At 40.6% G+C, this 17,783-nt stretch carries 16 protein-coding genes; 15 read left to right on the top strand and 1 reads right to left on the bottom strand.

Annotated elements, in window-relative coordinates:
- The first annotated feature begins 14 nt into the window (after positions 1 to 14).
- The 15 genes from atpC (at position 15) to K7X70_RS04620 (ending at position 16,687) form a co-directional block, all read left to right on the top strand.
- Entirely contained in the window at positions 15 to 257 is a 243-nt protein-coding gene (gene atpC / locus K7X70_RS04690) for an ATP synthase F1 subunit epsilon (RefSeq protein WP_222535974.1), read from the top strand.
- Positions 258 to 962: 705 nt separating this feature from the next.
- Positions 963 to 1,853: a branched-chain-amino-acid transaminase gene (gene ilvE, locus K7X70_RS04685; RefSeq protein WP_222535973.1), complete on the top strand. Its 891-nt coding sequence runs from the start codon at positions 963 to 965 to the stop codon at positions 1,851 to 1,853.
- A gap of 1 nt (position 1,854) precedes the next feature.
- Complete coding sequence (gene ilvD, locus K7X70_RS04680) at positions 1,855 to 3,552, top strand: dihydroxy-acid dehydratase (protein WP_222535972.1); 1,698 nt, start codon at positions 1,855 to 1,857, stop codon at positions 3,550 to 3,552.
- 34 nt (positions 3,553 to 3,586) lie between these two features.
- Positions 3,587 to 5,326 (top strand): biosynthetic-type acetolactate synthase large subunit, encoded by a 1,740-nt coding sequence (gene ilvB, locus K7X70_RS04675; protein WP_222535971.1) that lies wholly within the window; start codon positions 3,587 to 3,589, stop codon positions 5,324 to 5,326.
- Positions 5,327 to 5,335: 9 nt separating this feature from the next.
- A complete protein-coding gene (ilvN, locus tag K7X70_RS04670; protein ID WP_187667759.1) occupies positions 5,336 to 5,953 on the top strand; it encodes an acetolactate synthase small subunit in 618 nt (205 codons plus the stop codon).
- 32 nt (positions 5,954 to 5,985) lie between these two features.
- Positions 5,986 to 6,456 carry a DinB family protein gene (locus K7X70_RS04665; RefSeq protein WP_222535970.1) on the top strand — a complete coding sequence of 157 codons (471 nt, stop codon included), beginning with the start codon at positions 5,986 to 5,988 and terminating at the stop codon, positions 6,454 to 6,456.
- Positions 6,457 to 6,487: 31 nt separating this feature from the next.
- Positions 6,488 to 7,969, top strand: coding sequence for a ketol-acid reductoisomerase (gene ilvC / locus K7X70_RS04660; protein ID WP_222535969.1), 1,482 nt, complete (start codon positions 6,488 to 6,490; stop codon positions 7,967 to 7,969).
- A 55-nt stretch (positions 7,970 to 8,024) separates the two neighbouring features.
- On the top strand, positions 8,025 to 9,440 hold the full coding sequence (leuC, locus tag K7X70_RS04655) for a 3-isopropylmalate dehydratase large subunit (RefSeq protein WP_222535968.1): 1,416 nt from the start codon (positions 8,025 to 8,027) through the stop codon (positions 9,438 to 9,440).
- A gap of 11 nt (positions 9,441 to 9,451) precedes the next feature.
- Positions 9,452 to 10,036: a 3-isopropylmalate dehydratase small subunit gene (gene leuD, locus K7X70_RS04650; RefSeq protein WP_222535967.1), complete on the top strand. Its 585-nt coding sequence runs from the start codon at positions 9,452 to 9,454 to the stop codon at positions 10,034 to 10,036.
- Entirely contained in the window at positions 10,036 to 11,547 is a 1,512-nt protein-coding gene (locus tag K7X70_RS04645) for an ATP-binding cassette domain-containing protein (protein WP_222535966.1), read from the top strand. Before leuD ends, K7X70_RS04645 begins: the two co-directional genes overlap by 1 nt.
- 3 nt (positions 11,548 to 11,550) lie before the next feature.
- The gene (gene leuB, locus K7X70_RS04640; protein ID WP_222535965.1) at positions 11,551 to 12,645 is read left to right on the top strand and encodes a 3-isopropylmalate dehydrogenase; all 1,095 of its coding nucleotides are present in this window, start codon (positions 11,551 to 11,553) and stop codon (positions 12,643 to 12,645) included.
- Between the two features lie 12 nt (positions 12,646 to 12,657).
- Positions 12,658 to 14,166 (top strand): 2-isopropylmalate synthase, encoded by a 1,509-nt coding sequence (locus K7X70_RS04635; RefSeq protein ID WP_222535964.1) that lies wholly within the window; start codon positions 12,658 to 12,660, stop codon positions 14,164 to 14,166.
- 2 nt (positions 14,167 to 14,168) lie between these two features.
- On the top strand, positions 14,169 to 15,419 hold the full coding sequence (gene ilvA, locus K7X70_RS04630; protein WP_222535963.1) for a threonine ammonia-lyase IlvA: 1,251 nt from the start codon (positions 14,169 to 14,171) through the stop codon (positions 15,417 to 15,419).
- A gap of 215 nt (positions 15,420 to 15,634) precedes the next feature.
- A complete protein-coding gene (locus tag K7X70_RS04625) occupies positions 15,635 to 16,129 on the top strand; it encodes a YdeI/OmpD-associated family protein (RefSeq protein ID WP_222535962.1) in 495 nt (164 codons plus the stop codon).
- Between the two features lie 141 nt (positions 16,130 to 16,270).
- Positions 16,271 to 16,687: a hypothetical protein gene (locus tag K7X70_RS04620; RefSeq protein ID WP_222535961.1), complete on the top strand. Its 417-nt coding sequence runs from the start codon at positions 16,271 to 16,273 to the stop codon at positions 16,685 to 16,687.
- Positions 16,688 to 16,708: 21 nt separating this feature from the next.
- On the opposite strand, the gene K7X70_RS04615 is transcribed toward K7X70_RS04620, so the two are convergent.
- On the bottom strand, positions 16,709 to 17,716 hold the full coding sequence (locus K7X70_RS04615; protein ID WP_222535960.1) for an ABC transporter ATP-binding protein: 1,008 nt from the start codon (positions 17,714 to 17,716) through the stop codon (positions 16,709 to 16,711).
- Positions 17,717 to 17,783 lie beyond the last annotated feature (67 nt).

The raw sequence follows: 17,783 nt of genomic DNA, 5'->3' as shown, positions 1-17,783 counted from the left end.
CATACACTTTGAATATGACACTAGAAATATTAACACCAGATAAAAAAGTCTTTGAAGGCGAAGTAACAGCTGTTACTGTACCAGGTACCATGGGTTCATTTCAAATTTTGCATGACCATGCTCCTATTATCTCAACCTTAGAAGACGGACCAGTAATTGTTAAAACCAAAACAGGCGATGAAACCTTTAGTATTAAAGGTGGCGTTGTAGAGGTTTTGAAAAATAAGATTATTGTTCTAGCCGAAGGGGTTGCTTAATATTTAAAGCATAATAAAAAAAGGATGTCCGAAACGACATCCTTTTTTTTTTGCCCTGGATTTTTAGGATCATCGCAGCTCCTCTTTAAGCATACTCCACTTTTGACCTATGCCTATCATTCTGTAAAATGAACACTCCTCAATTCTAAACTTAGCACCAGGAGTTGTTTTTATTGCCCTGAAAAAACCACCAATTTTTATTTGGTTCCCTACCCCTATTTTAGTCGTATTTTCTTCAACTTTTTTGACCATTCTCCAATTTTAGGCAGAAAATGAGAGAAAATACAATGCAAGCATAATACCTATACCGAATACCGATTTCATAATTGGTATAGAAGCATCCACGTAAAACAATTAAAAACACCTATTCTAAGATATTATATTTGTATTTTAAATAAAAATTACAAATTATATTTTTTTTCATTTATTTGTATATAGCTATTGATAGTATAGATCACAAGACCTAAATTGGATTTACAAAGCAATAACAAATACAACCTGCTAATAAAGACCAACAAAATGAACTTTAACATCACCGCCTTAATTATTGTCATTATTAATGTGATTCTTCTGCTGGTAATTCAGAAGGATAAGGCGCTGCAATAGAATATTTTAAATACAAAAATAAACTCAAGCGCCCCCCACAAGTGGCGCTTTTTTAATGAACCGATACCACAACCAACAAGACACCTAGCTTTAACCAACATGAAATACGTCAATTCAAATACAGTGTTATACTTAAACGGCAAGTTTCAGAAAGCCGCCAACACAACTGCCGAAATATATGAGCAATCGCTCCATTATGGCTACGCTGTATTTGAAGGAATCAGGGCGTACCAAACCCACAATGGAACCCGTGTATTTAAGCCTAGAGACCATTTTGAAAGATTAAAAAGATCTGCCGAATTGGTAAACTTACCTTTTCCATGGGAGGTGAACGACTTGATCAAGCAAACCTATAAGTTACTTCAATTGAATAATTTAAAAGATGCTTACATCCGCCCATTAGTATACTGTGCCCCTAATATGTCGATGGTTGCGGCTACAGAGGTATCCATCATGATCTGCGCCTGGGAATGGGATGCCTATCCGGGTAATGAACAATTAAAAGTTGGGGTGTCCAGTTATGAAAGTCCGAATCCAAAATCTTTTCCTATAGCAGCTAAAGTTACTGGCAATGATGGAAATTCCACCTTAGCTACTATTGAAGCAAAACGCAATGGATTTGATGAGGCGCTATTATTAGATAGTAACGGTCATATCGCTGCAGGTCCAGGAGCAAACATCTTTATCGAGAAAAACGGAAAATTATATACACCTCCACTAGGCAACATCTTTCCAGGAATCACCCGTGCAACGGTAATTGAGCTATGTCATATCCTGGATATAGAAATTATTGAAAAAAACTTGTCGGTAGCCGATGCGAAAAATGCAGACAGCGCTTTTTTCTGCGGTACCGCTACAGAGATCGCAGGAATTGCATCGATAGATGAATATCAGTTTCCAATCAGATGGAATGATAGTGTTGGAGCCACCATACAACGCACTTACAAATGTTTAGTGTTAGAAAAACAAAATTACGAAGTAATCATATAATATGTCACAATCACCAGAATTAAACCGCTACAGTAAAGTATTCACGCAGGACCCAACCCAACCTGCAGCCCAAGCCATGTTGTATGGAATTGGCTTGACCAAAGAAGATATGGACAAAGCCCAGGTCGGCATTGCAAGTATGGGATACGATGGAAACACCTGCAACATGCACCTAAATGATTTAGCAAAAATCGTTAAAGAAGGGGTCTGGGATAATGGAATGGTCGGTTTAACCTTCAGCACTATCGGTGTAAGCGATGGTATGTCTAATGGTACAGATGGAATGCGTTATTCTTTGGTTTCCAGAGATGTAATTGCAGATTCAATTGAAACCATTTGTGGTGGACAATATTACGATGGCGTGATTGCATTGCCAGGCTGTGATAAAAACATGCCGGGTTCTATCATGGCAATGGGCCGGTTAAATCGCCCTGCGATCATGGTATACGGTGGAAGTATCCACTCCGGACACTATAAAGGAAAAACGTTAAACATTGTATCTGCTTTTGAAGCCCTTGGCGAAAAGTTAGCAGGTAATTTAGAAGAAGAAGATTTTCAAGGTATCATCCGCAACACTTGTCCAGGCGCTGGTGCTTGTGGCGGTATGTATACTGCAAATACGATGGCTTCAGCAATTGAAGCTTTAGGAATGAGCTTACCTTACAGCTCTTCTTACCCTGCATTGAGTGCAGAAAAGAAAGAAGAATGTTTAGCTGCCGGTAAAGCCATCCGTGTTTTATTAGAGAAAAACATCCTTCCTTCAGATATCATGACAGAGAAAGCATTTCACAATGCGATGGTTACGGTAATGGTATTGGGTGGTTCTACAAATGCAGTACTGCACTTAATCGCTATGGCAAAATCAGTAGGATTAACCTTGAAATTGGATGATTTCCAAGCTGTAAGTGATGCCACTCCAGTATTGGCAGATTTGAAACCAAGTGGTAACTATTTAATGGAGGATGTTCATGAAATCGGTGGTGTTCCTGCCATTCTAAAATATCTTTTGAAAGTAGGCTTGATTCATGGCGACTGTATCACCGTAACCGGAAAAACACTTGCTGAAAATGTGGAAAGCGCTTTAGATTTAGATTTTGATACTCAAAAAGTAATTCTTCCAATAACCAACCCGATCAAAGCAACAGGTCACCTTCAAATGCTATATGGTAACATCGCAGAAAAAGGTTCGGTAGCGAAGATCTCTGGTAAAGAAGGAGAAAGATTTGAAGGTCCGGCGCGTGTATTTGATGGTGAAAAATCATTGATCGCAGGAATTCAAAGTGGTAAAGTGAAAAAAGGCGATGTAGTGGTGATCAGACAGGTAGGTCCTAAAGGTGCTCCTGGGATGCCGGAAATGTTGAAACCAACTTCTGCGATTATCGGTGCAGGATTAGGAAAATCAGTGGCTTTAATTACTGATGGTCGTTTCTCTGGTGGTACGCATGGTTTTGTGGTAGGTCACATTACTCCTGAAGCTTGGGACGGTGGAAATATCGCTTTTGTGCACGACAATGATATCATCATCATTGACGCCGTAAACAACACCTTACACCTTCAGATTACAGAAGAAGAGATGGAAAACCGTAAAGCGGTTTGGAAACAACTGCCTCCACCCGTCAAAGGAGGTGTACTTTACAAATACCTGAAACAAGTAAGCGATGCCAGCGAAGGCTGTGTAACTGATGCCTACACTCACTAATCAATTTAAAAACCCCATACCTAAAAATAAAATAATGGACACAGCACAAGAGGAAGCAACCACCTTAACGGAACCGAAGAAAACAGTAACTGTTTCTGGTTCTGTGGCTTTATTGGAAGGATTAATAGCAGAAGGTACCGATACCATTTTTGGTTATCCAGGTGGTGCCATCATGCCTATTTATGATGCATTATACGACTACAAAGAAAAATTAAAACATATTTTAGTACGTCATGAGCAAGGCGGCACACATGCCGGTCAGGGTTATGCACGTACTTCCGGAAAAGTGGGTGTCGTATTTGCGACCAGCGGTCCGGGTGCTACCAATCTGGTAACGGGTTTAGCCGATGCTCAAATCGACAGTACGCCGATGGTTTGCATCACCGGTCAGGTGTATGCACACTTATTAGGTACTGATGCTTTCCAGGAAACAGACGTGATCAACATCACTACCCCGGTTACCAAATGGAACTACCAGATTACTGATGCAACTGAGATCCCGGCAGTATTAGCGAAAGCTTTTTACATTGCCCGCAGCGGCAGACCAGGTCCGGTATTGATCGATATTACCAAAAATGCACAGCTGCAAATGTTTGAATATGCAGGCTATGTTCCCTGCGACCATGTGCGCAGTTACCGTCCGAAACCAAATGTTCGTGTAGAATATATTGAGCAAGCAGCAGCCTTAATCAATTCAGCAAAGAAACCTTTCGTATTGTTCGGTCAGGGTGTTTCCTTAGGAAATGCAGAACAGGAATTTAAAGCTTTTGTAGAGAAAAGTGGTATTCCTTCAGCCTGGACGATTTTAGGTGCTGGTGCGATTCCTACAGACCATCCTTTAAATGTTGGAATGTTAGGCATGCACGGTAACTATGGCCCGAATGTACAAACCAATTCCTGTGATGTATTGATCGCAATCGGTATGCGTTTCGACGACCGTGTGACTGGTCGTTTAGACAAATATGCAAAACAAGCGAAAGTAATTCACTTGGATATTGACCCTGCAGAGATCGATAAAAACGTAAAAGCGGATGTTCCGGTTTGGGGCGATTGTAAAGAAACTTTACCACTTTTAACCGCATTGGTTGAAGAGAAAAAACATACAGAATGGCTGGCAGAATTCAGAGCTTTTGATCAAACAGAGCAAGAAGTTGTCATTCATCATGAATTGAATCCTGGAACAGGAGAATTGACTATGGGTGAGGTGATCAATCAATTGAACATCTTAACTAAAGGAGAAGCGGTTGTGGTAACTGACGTTGGTCAGCATCAAATGGTGGCTTGTCGCTATGCAAAATTCAACCATACCAGAAGTAATGTAACCAGTGGTGGTTTAGGTACTATGGGCTTTGGCCTACCTGCTGCTATCGGTGCTAAATTTGGTGCTCCAGACCGTACCGTGGTTGCGGTAATCGGTGATGGAGGTTTTCAAATGACTTGTCAGGAGTTAGGTACCATCATGCAAAGTGGCGTTGATGTGAAAATCATGATCTTAAATAACAGGTTCCTGGGCATGGTTCGCCAATGGCAGCAATTGTTCCATGAGAAACGCTACTCTTTCGTGGACATCACCAGTCCGGATTTCGTGAAACTTGCCGATTCTTATTATATCGCCGGTAAAAAAGTTTCAGAACGTGAAGACTTAGTGAGTTCATTAGAAGAAATGTTGAACCATAAAGGTTCTTTCCTTCTAGAAGTAATGGTAGCCCAGGAGCACAATGTGTTCCCTATGGTTCCTCAAGGTAGCAGTGTAAGTGAAATCAGACTTAAATAATTAAAGATCATGAGCAATTCCCAGGATATAGAAACAAACGAAAAACAGGAATTTACGATTACCGTATATACCGAAAATCAAATCGGCTTATTGAATCGTATTGCCATTATTTTTTCAAGAAGAAAAATCAATATTGACAGCTTAAACACCTCTCCTTCGGAGATTGAGCACATTCACCGCTTCAACATCGTGATCAACGAAACAGAAGAAGTAGTACGCAAGCTGGCCCGTCAGATTGAAAAACAAGTAGAAGTATTGAAAGTATATTTCAATACCAATGAGGATATCATCTGGCAGGAAATGGCACTTTATAAAGTGCCTACAGATACGATTGCAGAATTGGTATCGGTAGAACGTTTACTTCGCGAAAACGGTGCAAGAGCAGTAGTAATCCGTAAAGATTATACGGTGTTTGAAACTACTGGTCACCGTGAGGAAACGGATAAGCTGATCGAGGTTTTACAACCTTTTGGCCTGATTGAATTTGTGAGAAGTGCAAGGGTAGCGATCATCAAAAGCAGTGATGGTTTTAACCGCAAACTCAGAGAATTTGAACGCAGAGAACCGGGACAGGAAGTGATCGAAAACGAATTCCTTGATGCAGAGAAAAACGTATTTAGCATGTAAACTCCGTCGTAAAACGGAAAACAATAAATAGTATGGAACAACTTCTAAACAACGCCAGGCAAATCAGAAAGAACTTCATTCATTTGATTGAAAACTCCTCTGCTGAAGAATTAAATGAAGTTCCTGCAGGTTTTAACAACAACATCATCTGGAACTTTGGACACATTATCACCAGTCAGCAGGCACTTTTTTATTTATTGTCGGCTTTACCTCCAAAGATTACCCCTCAGTACATGGATGAGTTTCGAAGAGGAACAAAACCAGAAAGATTTATCGGTCAGGAGGAAATCAATGACTTAAAAAAGCTTGCCTTCAGCACGATTGATGAATTGGAAGAGGACCTGGAGAAACAGTTGTTTGTAGATTACATTTCCTATACGACCATCTTCGGTGTGACTTTAAACAGCGCAAAAGAAGCTTTACAGTTTTTCCCAATACACGATGCCTACCACTATGGGTGTGCATCAGCGATCAAAAGAGTGATCAATAACAACAAAAATTAAAAGAACCTTTACAATCAAATAAAACAAAAAGATGTCAAACTATTTCAACACGTTACCTCTTAGAGAAAAATTAAACCAACTGGGTGTATGCGATTTCATGGACAGTTCAGAGTTTCTGGATGGCGTAAATGCGCTTAAAGGCAAGAAACTAGTCGTGATCGGTTGCGGTGCACAAGGACTGAACCAAGGTTTAAATTTAAGAGATAGCGGTTTAGATGTTTCTTATACTTTACGTAAAGAAGCTATCGAAGGTAAAAGAGATTCCTGGAAAAATGCTACGGAAAACAATTTTACAGTTGGTACTTACGAAGAATTAATTCCTACAGCAGATGTAGTGATCAACCTGACTCCTGATAAACAACACACAGCAGTAGTGACTGCTGTAATGCCATTAATGAAATCAGGTGCTACTTTATTGTACTCACATGGTTTCAACATCGTGGAAGAAGGCATGCAGATCCGTAAAGACCTTACGGTAATCATGGTGGCTCCAAAATGTCCGGGAAGTGAAGTAAGAGCAGAATATGTACGTGGTTTTGGAGTACCTACTCTAATCGCTGTACACCCTGAGAATGATCCGGAAGGAAAAGGTCTATTACAGGCAAAAGCTTATTGCGTTGGTACAGGCGGCCATAAAGCTGGTGTATTGAAATCATCTTTCGTTGCGGAAGTGAAATCTGATTTAATGGGTGAGCAAACCATTCTTTGTGGTTTATTGCAAACTGGTTCTATCTTATCATTTGATAAAATGGTAGAAAAAGGAATCGATCCAGGTTATGCCTCTAAATTGGTTCAATATGGTGTAGAAGTGATCACTGAAGCCTTGAAACAAGGTGGTATCACTGCCATGATGGACAGATTGAGCAATGTAGCTAAAATCAAAGCTTTTGAAGTTTCAGAAGAATTGAAAACTATTATGCGTCCATTGTTCCAAAAGCATCAGGATGATATCATGAGTGGTGAGTTTAGCCGCATCATGATGGAAGACTGGGCAAATGGTGATAAAAACCTATTGGCTTGGCGTGCTGAAACAGGTGAAACTGCTTTTGAGAAAACTCCAGCAGGTGATGTTAAAATCGGTGAGCAGGAATATTTCGACAACTATACTTTAATGGTTGCTTTCGTTAGAGCGGGTGTGGAATTGGCTTTCGAAACTATGGTGGAAGCCGGGATCAAACCTGAGTCGGCTTACTACGAGTCATTACACGAAACTCCACTAATCGCAAACACGATTGCACGTAAGAAATTGTTCGAAATGAACCGCGTAATTTCTGATACTGCTGAATACGGTTGTTACTTATTTGATCAGGCTTGTAAGCCATTACTTGCTGATTTCATGAAAACAGTAGATACTGAATTGGTAGGTAAAAACTTTAATGAAGGTAAAGATGGTGCTGTGGACAACAGAGCATTAATCGCAGTAAATGAAGTGATTCGTTCACATCAGGTGGAGCTTGTAGGTGCAGAGCTGAGAAAAGCGATGACTGCAATGAAATCAATTAAAACTGCCTAATCATAAAAAAACGGCTGAGGTCTTCATGGCCTCAGCCATTTAAAAGCAATAGAAAATGTCAAAAACATTAGTAGAAAAGATTTGGGATGCGCATGTGGTAAAAAGCGAAGCTGGTTTCCCTGATATTTTATATATCGATACCCATTTGATTCATGAAGTAACTTCACCTCAGGCATTCGATGGTTTACGCAAAAGAGGCTTGCCTGTTTTCCGTCCGCAGCAAACAGTTGCGACTGCAGATCATAACGTTCCAACTTTAAATCAGTTACAACCGATTAAAGAGGAACTTTCCCGTTTTCAGGTGGATATGCTGACTAAAAACTGTGCAGAATTTGGTATCGAGCTGTATGGCCTGGGTCATCCTTTTCAAGGAATTGTCCATGTCATCGGTCCGGAATTGGGCATCACCCTTCCAGGAAAAACAATGGTTTGCGGCGATAGTCATACTTCTACACATGGTGCTTTCGGTGCAATTGCTTTTGGTATCGGTACTTCACAGGTAGAGCAGGTTTTTGCCACACAATGCTTATTACAGCAGCGCCCGAAAACGATGAAAATCGAGGTAAACGGGGAATTAGGTAAAGGTGTTTCTGCTAAAGACATTATTCTATACATTATTGCTAAGATATCTGCTGCCGGTGGTACAGGTTATTTTATCGAATATGCAGGCTCGACGATCGAAGCTTTGAGTATGGAAGCGAGAATGACGATCTGTAATATGAGCATTGAAATGGGTGCCAGAGGTGGTTTAATTGCCCCTGACCAGATCACTTACGATTATATCAAAGGAAGAGAATTTGCTCCGGCAGGCGAAGACTGGGATAAGGCTTTAGCTTATTGGAAAACATTATACAGCGATGCTGATGCGAAATTTGATAGCGTATTAACGTTTGACGCAGCAGACATCAGCCCTATGATTACTTACGGAACAAATCCGGGTATGGGTATGGGCATTGCCGCACACATCCCTGCTACAGGTGATCAGGCCGTTTCTGAACAAGCTTCTTTCCAGAAAGCTTTGGATTATATGGGCATCGAAGAAGATACGGAATTGGTAGGAAAAGCGATTGATTATGTATTTATCGGCAGCTGTACCAATTCAAGAATCGAAGATTTACGTGAAGTGGCAGCGTTTGTAAAAGGTCGCCAGAAAGCAGAAAATGTGATTGCATGGATTGTTCCAGGTTCTAAACAAGTGGAGCAGCAAGCAATTGCGGAAGGCTTGGATAAGATCTTTGAATCCGCAGGCTTTCAATTGCGTGAACCAGGATGCAGTGCTTGTTTAGGGATGAACGAGGATAAAATCCCTGCAGGAAAATACTGTGTGTCTACTTCTAACAGAAATTTTGAAGGCAGACAAGGTCCGGATTCCCGTACATTTTTAGCCAGTCCCTTAACCGCAGCAGCAGCAGCAATTACGGGTAAGGTAACCGATGTAAGAACTTTATTAGACGAACCTGTACACGCTTAATCCGAAGAATCATGAGAAAATTTGAAAAGTTAACCTCGGCAATTGTGCCTTTAAACATAGAGAACATTGATACGGATCAGATCATTCCGGCAAGGTTCTTAAAAGCGACTACCCGTGAAGGTTTTGGTGAAAACTTATTCCGCGACTGGCGTTACAACGGTGATCAGACCTTAAAAGCTGATTTCGTGATGAACAACCCAGCCTACAAAGGAAGAATCCTGGTTGCAGGAAAAAACTTTGGCTGCGGCAGTAGTCGTGAGCACGCTGCATGGGCAATCCAGGATGCAGGCTTTGATGTGGTGATCAGCAGTTTCTTTGCCGACATCTTTAAAGGAAATGCGTTGAATAACGGCCTATTGCCTATCCAGGTAACGGATGCCTTTTTAGCAGAAATCTTTAACACGGTTGAAAAAGAACATGCTGCAGCATTAGAAATTGATTTAGAAAATCAAACAGTGACTATCGTTGCTACTGGTGCTCAGGAAGGTTTCGAAATCAATGCCTATAAAAAATCCTGCCTGATCAATGGTTATGATGACATCGATTTCATCTTAAACCAAAAGCATTTAATTGAAGAATTTGAACAAACAAAATAATGTCAAAGCCCGTCGTCCATATCCACAACCTTAATTTAAAGTATCAGCAGCAACCTGTATTACAGGATTTATGCTGGACGATAAATTCCAATGACAATTGGTTGTTATGCGGCGAAAGTGGCAGCGGTAAAACTACTTTAGCAAAAGCAATTGCAGGTTTGATCCCTAGCCTTGAGGGCGACATTCAGCTAAATTTTGATCTTTCTTCTGCATTACCAGCACAAACCTACTATGTAGCCAACTGGTACCAGTTTAAAGATCTTGAAGGCGCTTCTAATTTCTATTATCAGCAGCGTTACCAAAGTTTAGCCACTGCAATTACGGCTACTGTGACCGCAGAATTAACGCGCTTTGGAAACGATCAAGGGCTTTCATTTGAAAATTTAGAGCAACTGTTGACCGCTTTAGGTTTTGCTACTTTAAAAAACGCTGCACTTTTACAGTTATCCAGCGGAGAACATAAAAAATTGCAATTGGTTAAGGCTTTATGGTCAAAACCTCAATTGTTGATCTTAGATCAACCTTATAATGGATTAGATAAACTTTCCCGTGCTAATCTGAACGATTTATTGACCGAATTATCAGAAAATGGAACACAGTTGATCATTATTGGTAATGAAACTGAATTACCATCAACCGTCAATCGATTTGCGATTCTAGAAGCAGGTAAGTTAAAAGAGATTTCCTCCCCTCCATCTCCTCAAGAACGATTGGAAGAAATCATCAAACCTTTACCTTCTTTCCTTCAAAAAGAGCAGGTTTCAGCGGGCAATGCGAGTTCAGTTTTTGATTCAGCTCAGTCCTCTACCACAGCTGAACACATCATCAAAATGATTGATGTGAACATCAGATATGGAGAGAAGCAGGTATTGAAAAACATCAACTGGGAGGTTAATGCCGGTGAAAAATGGCTTCTACAAGGTCATAATGGTTCTGGGAAATCTACTTTATTAAGCTTGATCAGTGGAGATCATCCTCAGGCTTATGCCAACAACTTTTATCTTTTCGGGAATAAAAGAGGAACAGGTGAAAGCATTTGGGAAATCAAAGAACGCATTGGTTTAATCTCACCGGAATTACACTGGTATTTTGATGCCTCTGCCACCGTTTGGCAAAGCATCGCCTCTGGCTTTTACGACAGTTCAGGATTGTATTGCAGCCCGGGCTCTACCAAACATGCCCAGGTAGATGAGTTAGTGGAGTATTTCGGCTTAACCGCCTACAAAAACACACTGATGAACCAACTGCCTTTAGGTAAGCAGCGCTTAACCTTACTGGCTAGAACAATCGTTAAAAAACCGAGAATATTGATCCTTGATGAACCTTGTCAGGGTTTAGATCAGCAGCAAACACAACATTTCAACAAACTGGTAGATGAATTATGTAAAGATGGCACCACGTTAGTTTACGTTGGCCATTTTGAATCGCAATTACCAGCCTGTATAGAAAAAAGAATATTATTAGAAGACGGTGCAGTAAAATCCGTTGAACACTTATTACAAAGCATTTAGAAAATGAAAAAAAATATATTAGTCATTCCTGGTGATGGTATTGGCCCAGAGGTCACTACCTGGGGTAAAGCGGTATTAGAAGAAATTGCTAAAAATTTCGGACACGAATTCAGCTATGATGAGGCGCTAATGGGCCATGCTGCAATCGAAGCAACCGGTAATCCCCTACCTGATGAAACGCTGGAAAAAGCACAAAAAAGCGATGCCATCCTTTTTGGTGCAGTAGGCCATGCACTATATGACAATGATCCTTCTTTGAAAGTACGTCCAGAGCAAGGTTTACTTAAAATCCGTAAGGAATTAGGCTTATATGCAAACCTACGCCCGATTTTATTATTTGATGAGTTGTTAAATGCCTCCAGCATTAAACCTAGTATATTAAAAGGTACCGATATTCTGTTTTTCAGAGAACTGACCGGAGATGTTTATTTCGGTGAAAAAACCCGCTCTGAAGACAAAAACACTGCTTCTGACTTGATGATCTACCACCGTTACGAGGTAGAAAGAATTGCACACAAAGCATTTGAAGCTGCGATGAAACGTAGAAAAAAACTTTGTTCTGTAGATAAAGCCAATGTATTGGAAAGCTCAAGATTATGGAGAGAAACCGTACAGCAAGTAGCCAAACAATATCCGGAAGTAGAGACAAGCCACATGTTTATCGACAATGCAGCGATGCAATTGATCAAAGATCCGAAACAGTTTGACGTGGTATTAACCGCTAACCTATTCGGTGATATCTTAACTGATGAGGCTTCACAAATTGCAGGTTCTATGGGGATGTTAGCTTCTGCTTCTGTAGGAGAAAGCACTGGTTTCTTTGAACCCATCCATGGCTCGGCACATGACATCACCGGAAAAAATCTGGCGAACCCACTAGCTTCTATCCTATCTGTTTCTCTGATGCTGGAAATCGGATTCGGACTGCTGGCAGAAGCAAAAGTGATCATTGATGCTGTAGATCAGGTATTGAAAGAAGGTTACAGAACAAATGACATTGCCGATGATACGACCAGCCCTTACCACGTTCTTGGAACCAAAGAAATGGGTCAATTGGTCTTAAAATATATTGCACAGAATACTTCAAAATCTAACTAAACACCAAGAATTATGTTACACGATCCTAATAGAGTCTATGTGTTTGACACCACCTTACGTGATGGTGAACAAGTGCCGGGCTGCCAGTTGTCGAGCCCAGAGAAAATTCAAATTGCAAAAGCACTCGAAGCACTTGGAGTAGATGTGATTGAAGCAGGTTTCCCTATTTCAAGCCCTGGAGACTTCCAGAGCGTGGTAGACTTATCAAAAGCGATAAGAGAACCGATCATCTGTGCGTTGACACGTGCCAATAAAAAAGACATTGATTCCGCTGTTGCGGCATTACAATACGCGAAGAGACCAAGGATCCATACTGGAATCGGCTCTTCAGATATGCACATTAAATACAAGTTCAACAGCACAAGAGAAGAAATTCTGGAGAGAGCGGTTGCAGCAGTAAAATATGCAAAGCAATTTGTGGAAGATATTGAGTTTTTCGCAGAAGATGCTGGTCGTGCAGACAATGCTTATTTAGCGCAAATGATTGAAGCCGTAATTGCTGCTGGTGCTACTGTAGTGAACATTCCTGATACGAATGGCTATTGCTTGCCAGATCAATATGGTTCAAAAATTCTTTACCTAAAAGAAAATGTTAAAAATATAGACCAGGCGATCATCTCTGTTCATTGTCACAATGACTTAGGTTTAGCAACGGCAAACAGTCTTGCAGGCTTAATCAACGGTGCGCGTCAGGTAGAATGTACCATTAACGGTATCGGTGAGCGTGCTGGAAACACGGCTTTGGAAGAAATCGCGATGGTATTGAAAACACACCATGCTTTGAATCTAACCACTAACATCAACAGCAAACACTTCACTGAAATCAGTGGTATGGTGAGTCGTATGATGCACATGCCGGTACAGCCAAACAAAGCGATCATCGGACAGAATGCCTTTGCCCACAGTTCTGGAATTCACCAGGATGGTTTCTTGAAACACAGAGAAAACTATGAGATCATCAATCCGGAAGATGTTGGTTTGAACTCAGCAGATATTATCCTGACCGCCCGTAGTGGTCGCCATGCCTTAAAGCATCACTTAGAGCGTTTAGGTTATGAGATCGATCGTTTGAATCTGGATCAGGTATATGAACGTTTCTTGATCATGGCTGATGAGAAGAAAACGATCTGTGATGATGATATTCTTTTCTTAATGAGCGATGGCGAAGAAGGTGCCGTAAAAAATGGTTACAAACTGAACTTGTTACAAGTGCTTTGCGGTGATCCATTAAGCCCTACTGCCAGCATCAGATTAGAACATGAAGGCGTAGAAAAAGAAGCGATGGCCACTGGAAATGGACCTGTTAATGCGACTATTAAAGCCATTCAATCCATCGTAGGAAAAGATATTCTATTAAATGAATTCACCATTCAGGCGATGCATGGTGGCAGCGATGATGTGAGTAAGGTGAACATGAAGGTTTCTTACGAAGGAAAATCTTATGTAGGCTATGGTTTTAGTACAGATATCGTAAAAGCTTCGGCCAATGCTTATCTGGATGCAATGAATAAATTTATCTAAAAATGAGTGTAGAAAAAGAAGTGATACTGGATTTTCTGGCGGCAGCGGAACGATTAAAAGGTACGGTAAAACGTACCCCTTTGGAGTATAATGCAGGACTTTCTAAAACCTACCAGGCAAATATTTATCTGAAAAGAGAAGATTTGCAACTGGTACGCTCATACAAATTAAGGGGTGCTTACAATATGATCAGCACTCTTGAACCTGAGCAGGTAGCAAAGGGAGTGGTTTGCGCAAGTGCAGGAAATCATGCACAGGGTGTAGCTCATTCCTGCAAAAAGCTGAACATCAAAGGGGTTATTTTTATGCCGGAAATTACCCCTAAGCAAAAGGTAAAACAAACAGAAATGTTCGGTGGCGATCATATCCAAATTGTGTTAGTAGGTGATACTTTCGATGATTGCTTAAGAGAAGCTTTGGCTTATACTGCAGAACATGGGATGACTTTTGTTCCTCCTTTTGACAATACAAAAGTGATCGAAGGTCAGGGAACAGTAGGTGTAGAAATTTTTGAAGACCTTCCGGAACTGGATATGGTGATCATGCCTATCGGCGGCGGTGGCCTGGCTTCAGGAGTAGGCAGCTATTTGAGAAACCTGAAACCAGCAATTGAACTGATTGGCGTAGAACCTGAAGGTGCTCCTTCAATGAAACAAGCCCTGAATAGTGGCGCTCCCGTTCTATTGGGAGACATCGACCGCTTTGTAGACGGTGCTGCAGTAAAGAGAGTTGGCAACCTTACTTTTGCGTACTGCAACGAGCTATTGGATCAAATGTTATTGATTCCTGAAGGAAAGATCTGTACGACCATCTTGAAACTTTACAACGAGGATGCAATTGTAGTAGAACCTGCAGGTGCTTTAGCCGTAGCTTCTTTAGAGCAGATCAAAGAGCAAATTATTGGTAAAACAGTGGTTTGCATCGTGAGCGGTGGAAACAATGATATTGAAAGAATGCAGGAGATCAAAGAAAAGTCATTGCTTTTTGAAGGATTGAAACATTATTTCATCGTACGTTTCCCACAGCGACCAGGTGCTTTAAAACTGTTTGTGAACAATGTTTTAGGTCCGCATGATGACATCACCAGGTTTGAATTTATCAAAAAAACAAACCGCGAAAGTGGTCCGGCATTAGTCGGAATTGAGTTGCAGGAACCATCAGATTACGAATCTTTATTGCAAAGAATGAGAGAGTTTAAGTTCGAAATTATTGAACTGAACAACGATCAGACTTTATTCGAATACCTGGTATAAAAGACTTCCTTGGTATACCTATTCTGAAATGGATGCGATACCATCAAGACTTATTTACTGACCCAAATTAATGCCGTATCAATATTCTTGATGCGGCATTTTTCACTAATCAACAATTTCTCTTCGCAATGCCATTGAAGTCTATTAGTGTTTAGTTTGCCAAAATATTTATAATTTTACATCAGCGATTAATAGTACAGACGCGGCATCTGATTATGGAAGAATTACCATTAATTGACCAGGATTTATTACTGGAACGTTTCCCTGGAAAGGGTGGATGGACCTATGTTCGCTTCCCTGAAATACAGCCCGGCAAGCATAGTTATTTTAGCTGGCAAAAAGTAAAGGGATTTATAGACGGTTATGAGGTCAGTAAAGTGACCTTAATGCCCATGAAAAAAGGCATACTTTTCCTTCCGGTAAAAGCAGCCATCCGCAAAGAAATTAAGAAACAGGAAGGAGAAAAAGTGAGGGTATGCCTGTACCCCGACAGTGACCCTAAACTGGAAATTGCCAATGAAGATTTTATTGAATGCTTAAAGGACGAGCCCGCAGCATGGACTGCTTTTCAAAAACTATCCTCAATTAAACAGCAAGAATGTTTTACCTGGCTACTGGACTCTCCGGTTCTTCAAACCAGGATCCAGCGTATGGCAGATGCGATCACAAATCTGGCTTCTGGACTTCCCTTTCATTCTACCAAACGTTGATCACAATTCACTCATCAGCTGAATTATAGCCGTAATACAGTACAATATATTGTATCGCATTTTAATTACAATATAAGTAAATACAGAATTGTATTTTTATGGCAAAAGATTTGCTATACGAACATCAAACACACAAATGATATGAAAAAGATATTACTATTATTACTTTGCACGGCCACGCTAGGTTTGGCATCTTGCAAGAAGGAAGTGATCGTTGATCCAGGACTTCCAAATGAAACGATTGAAGTGGTCATAAAGCCAAGTGCATGGATCGCAACTCCAAATAGGACAACTTTAACAGCCACAATTCCTTTCCCAGAGTTAGATGATGAAACATTTAATAATGATGCGGTAATTGTGTCGCTTTATCCTGATAATAATGTTCCGGAATACAGAGCAATGCCTTTTGTGTATGGTGGCGAAACTTATAGCCATACGGTAAGAAAAGGTGCAATCATCATTGACATACAGACTACAGGGGACCAAACTTTAACACCTGAAAGGCCAACAAGAGATTTGGGTTTAAGAGTAACTTTTGTAACCTCAAAGTTGAGATAATAAATATTCAAACCTGATCCTTTAATGAAGATCAGGTGATAACGACAAGAAACGACCAATGTTCGCCTGAACGTGGTCGTTTTTTTTATGTACTCCCCTATTCAATTGGATGGCTCTGATTTTCACGCCATTTCTTTCCAGCAAAAGTTCCTCATAAAATCCTTTATAATACACATCTTTCACTTCAAAGCGCCTGCTGTTCCAGGAATTGTTCAGCTCCACCCATTCCGGATAAAACACAGCATGTCCTTCCTTCAATTCCAAACCTAGTTTTTTCGCTTCTTCCGGGTTTAAAACCACGGCATTCCCTAACATTCTAGCGGTGTATATATGTTTAGGATACTGATAAATATCTTCCGGTTTACCACGTTCCAGCAAATGACCATCTTTCATGATCAATAACTCGTCGGCAAGAAACAATCCGTCTGCAGGATCATGAGAAACCATAATCACGGTCACGCCTGTCTCCGCAGCAATCCTTTTAATATCTGCGCGAAGCTGATTTTTAAGCAGTGCATCTACCTGACTAAAAGGTTCATCCAGTAGTAAAACGGAAGTATTTGTAACCAAAGCTTTGGCAATTGCCACCCTTTGCTGCTCTCCCCCACTTAATTCCGTAATCTTTTTATCTTTCAGGTGATCAATATGCAAATGAACCATCATTTCCATCGTTTTTTGATGTTTATGATTTACATCTGTATTGGCCATCATGGAGGCGATATTGTCATAGACCTTTGCATAGATGTTCAGTGAAAAATCCTGAGTCACCATTTTCATTTGCTTGTGCCCTGGAATCAGCAATACATCTGGTCCCCATACCTTTTCATCCTGGTAGCGAACCTCACCTTCATCAATAGTCAGTAAACCATAAATACATTTCAGCAGGGTCGATTTACCGCTGCCACTTTCGCCGATAATGGCGATAATATCTCCTTTATTAATATCGAAACTAATATTATGAATTCCAGAAGCCTGTTCCTGCTGATACTGTTTGCTGATGTTCTTAACGCTGATGATGTTTTCCTTCACGCGGTAAAGATAAAGTATTTAGTCTTGCCAAAAAAAAATCCCGCAGCCTATCAAGGTTACGGGATCA

The sequence above is a fragment of the Pedobacter polysacchareus genome (genome assembly GCF_019802255.1).
GTDB classification, from domain to species: Bacteria; Bacteroidota; Bacteroidia; order Sphingobacteriales; family Sphingobacteriaceae; genus Pedobacter; species Pedobacter polysacchareus.
The sequence above is the reverse complement of the archived record's forward strand: the minus strand, read 5'-3'. Positions and strand labels throughout refer to the sequence as shown.

Excerpts from the sequence above, each read along its gene's own strand:
- ilvD (WP_222535972.1), top strand. The coding sequence starts at position 1,855 with ATGTCACAATCACCAGAATTAAACCGCTACAGTAAAGTATTCACGCAG.
- K7X70_RS04665 (WP_222535970.1), top strand. The coding sequence starts at position 5,986 with ATGGAACAACTTCTAAACAACGCCAGGCAAATCAGAAAGAACTTCATT.
- K7X70_RS04645 (WP_222535966.1), top strand. The coding sequence starts at position 10,036 with ATGTCAAAGCCCGTCGTCCATATCCACAACCTTAATTTAAAGTATCAG.
- ilvB (WP_222535971.1), top strand. The coding sequence starts at position 3,587 with ATGGACACAGCACAAGAGGAAGCAACCACCTTAACGGAACCGAAGAAA.
- ilvC (WP_222535969.1), top strand. The coding sequence starts at position 6,488 with ATGTCAAACTATTTCAACACGTTACCTCTTAGAGAAAAATTAAACCAA.
- atpC (WP_222535974.1), top strand. The coding sequence starts at position 15 with ATGACACTAGAAATATTAACACCAGATAAAAAAGTCTTTGAAGGCGAA.
- leuB (WP_222535965.1), top strand. The coding sequence starts at position 11,551 with ATGAAAAAAAATATATTAGTCATTCCTGGTGATGGTATTGGCCCAGAG.
- ilvN (WP_187667759.1), top strand. The coding sequence starts at position 5,336 with ATGAGCAATTCCCAGGATATAGAAACAAACGAAAAACAGGAATTTACG.
- leuD (WP_222535967.1), top strand. The coding sequence starts at position 9,452 with ATGAGAAAATTTGAAAAGTTAACCTCGGCAATTGTGCCTTTAAACATA.
- K7X70_RS04620 (WP_222535961.1), top strand. The coding sequence starts at position 16,271 with ATGAAAAAGATATTACTATTATTACTTTGCACGGCCACGCTAGGTTTG.
- ilvA (WP_222535963.1), top strand. The coding sequence starts at position 14,169 with ATGAGTGTAGAAAAAGAAGTGATACTGGATTTTCTGGCGGCAGCGGAA.
- K7X70_RS04625 (WP_222535962.1), top strand. The coding sequence starts at position 15,635 with ATGGAAGAATTACCATTAATTGACCAGGATTTATTACTGGAACGTTTC.
- leuC (WP_222535968.1), top strand. The coding sequence starts at position 8,025 with ATGTCAAAAACATTAGTAGAAAAGATTTGGGATGCGCATGTGGTAAAA.
- ilvE (WP_222535973.1), top strand. The coding sequence starts at position 963 with ATGAAATACGTCAATTCAAATACAGTGTTATACTTAAACGGCAAGTTT.
- K7X70_RS04635 (WP_222535964.1), top strand. The coding sequence starts at position 12,658 with ATGTTACACGATCCTAATAGAGTCTATGTGTTTGACACCACCTTACGT.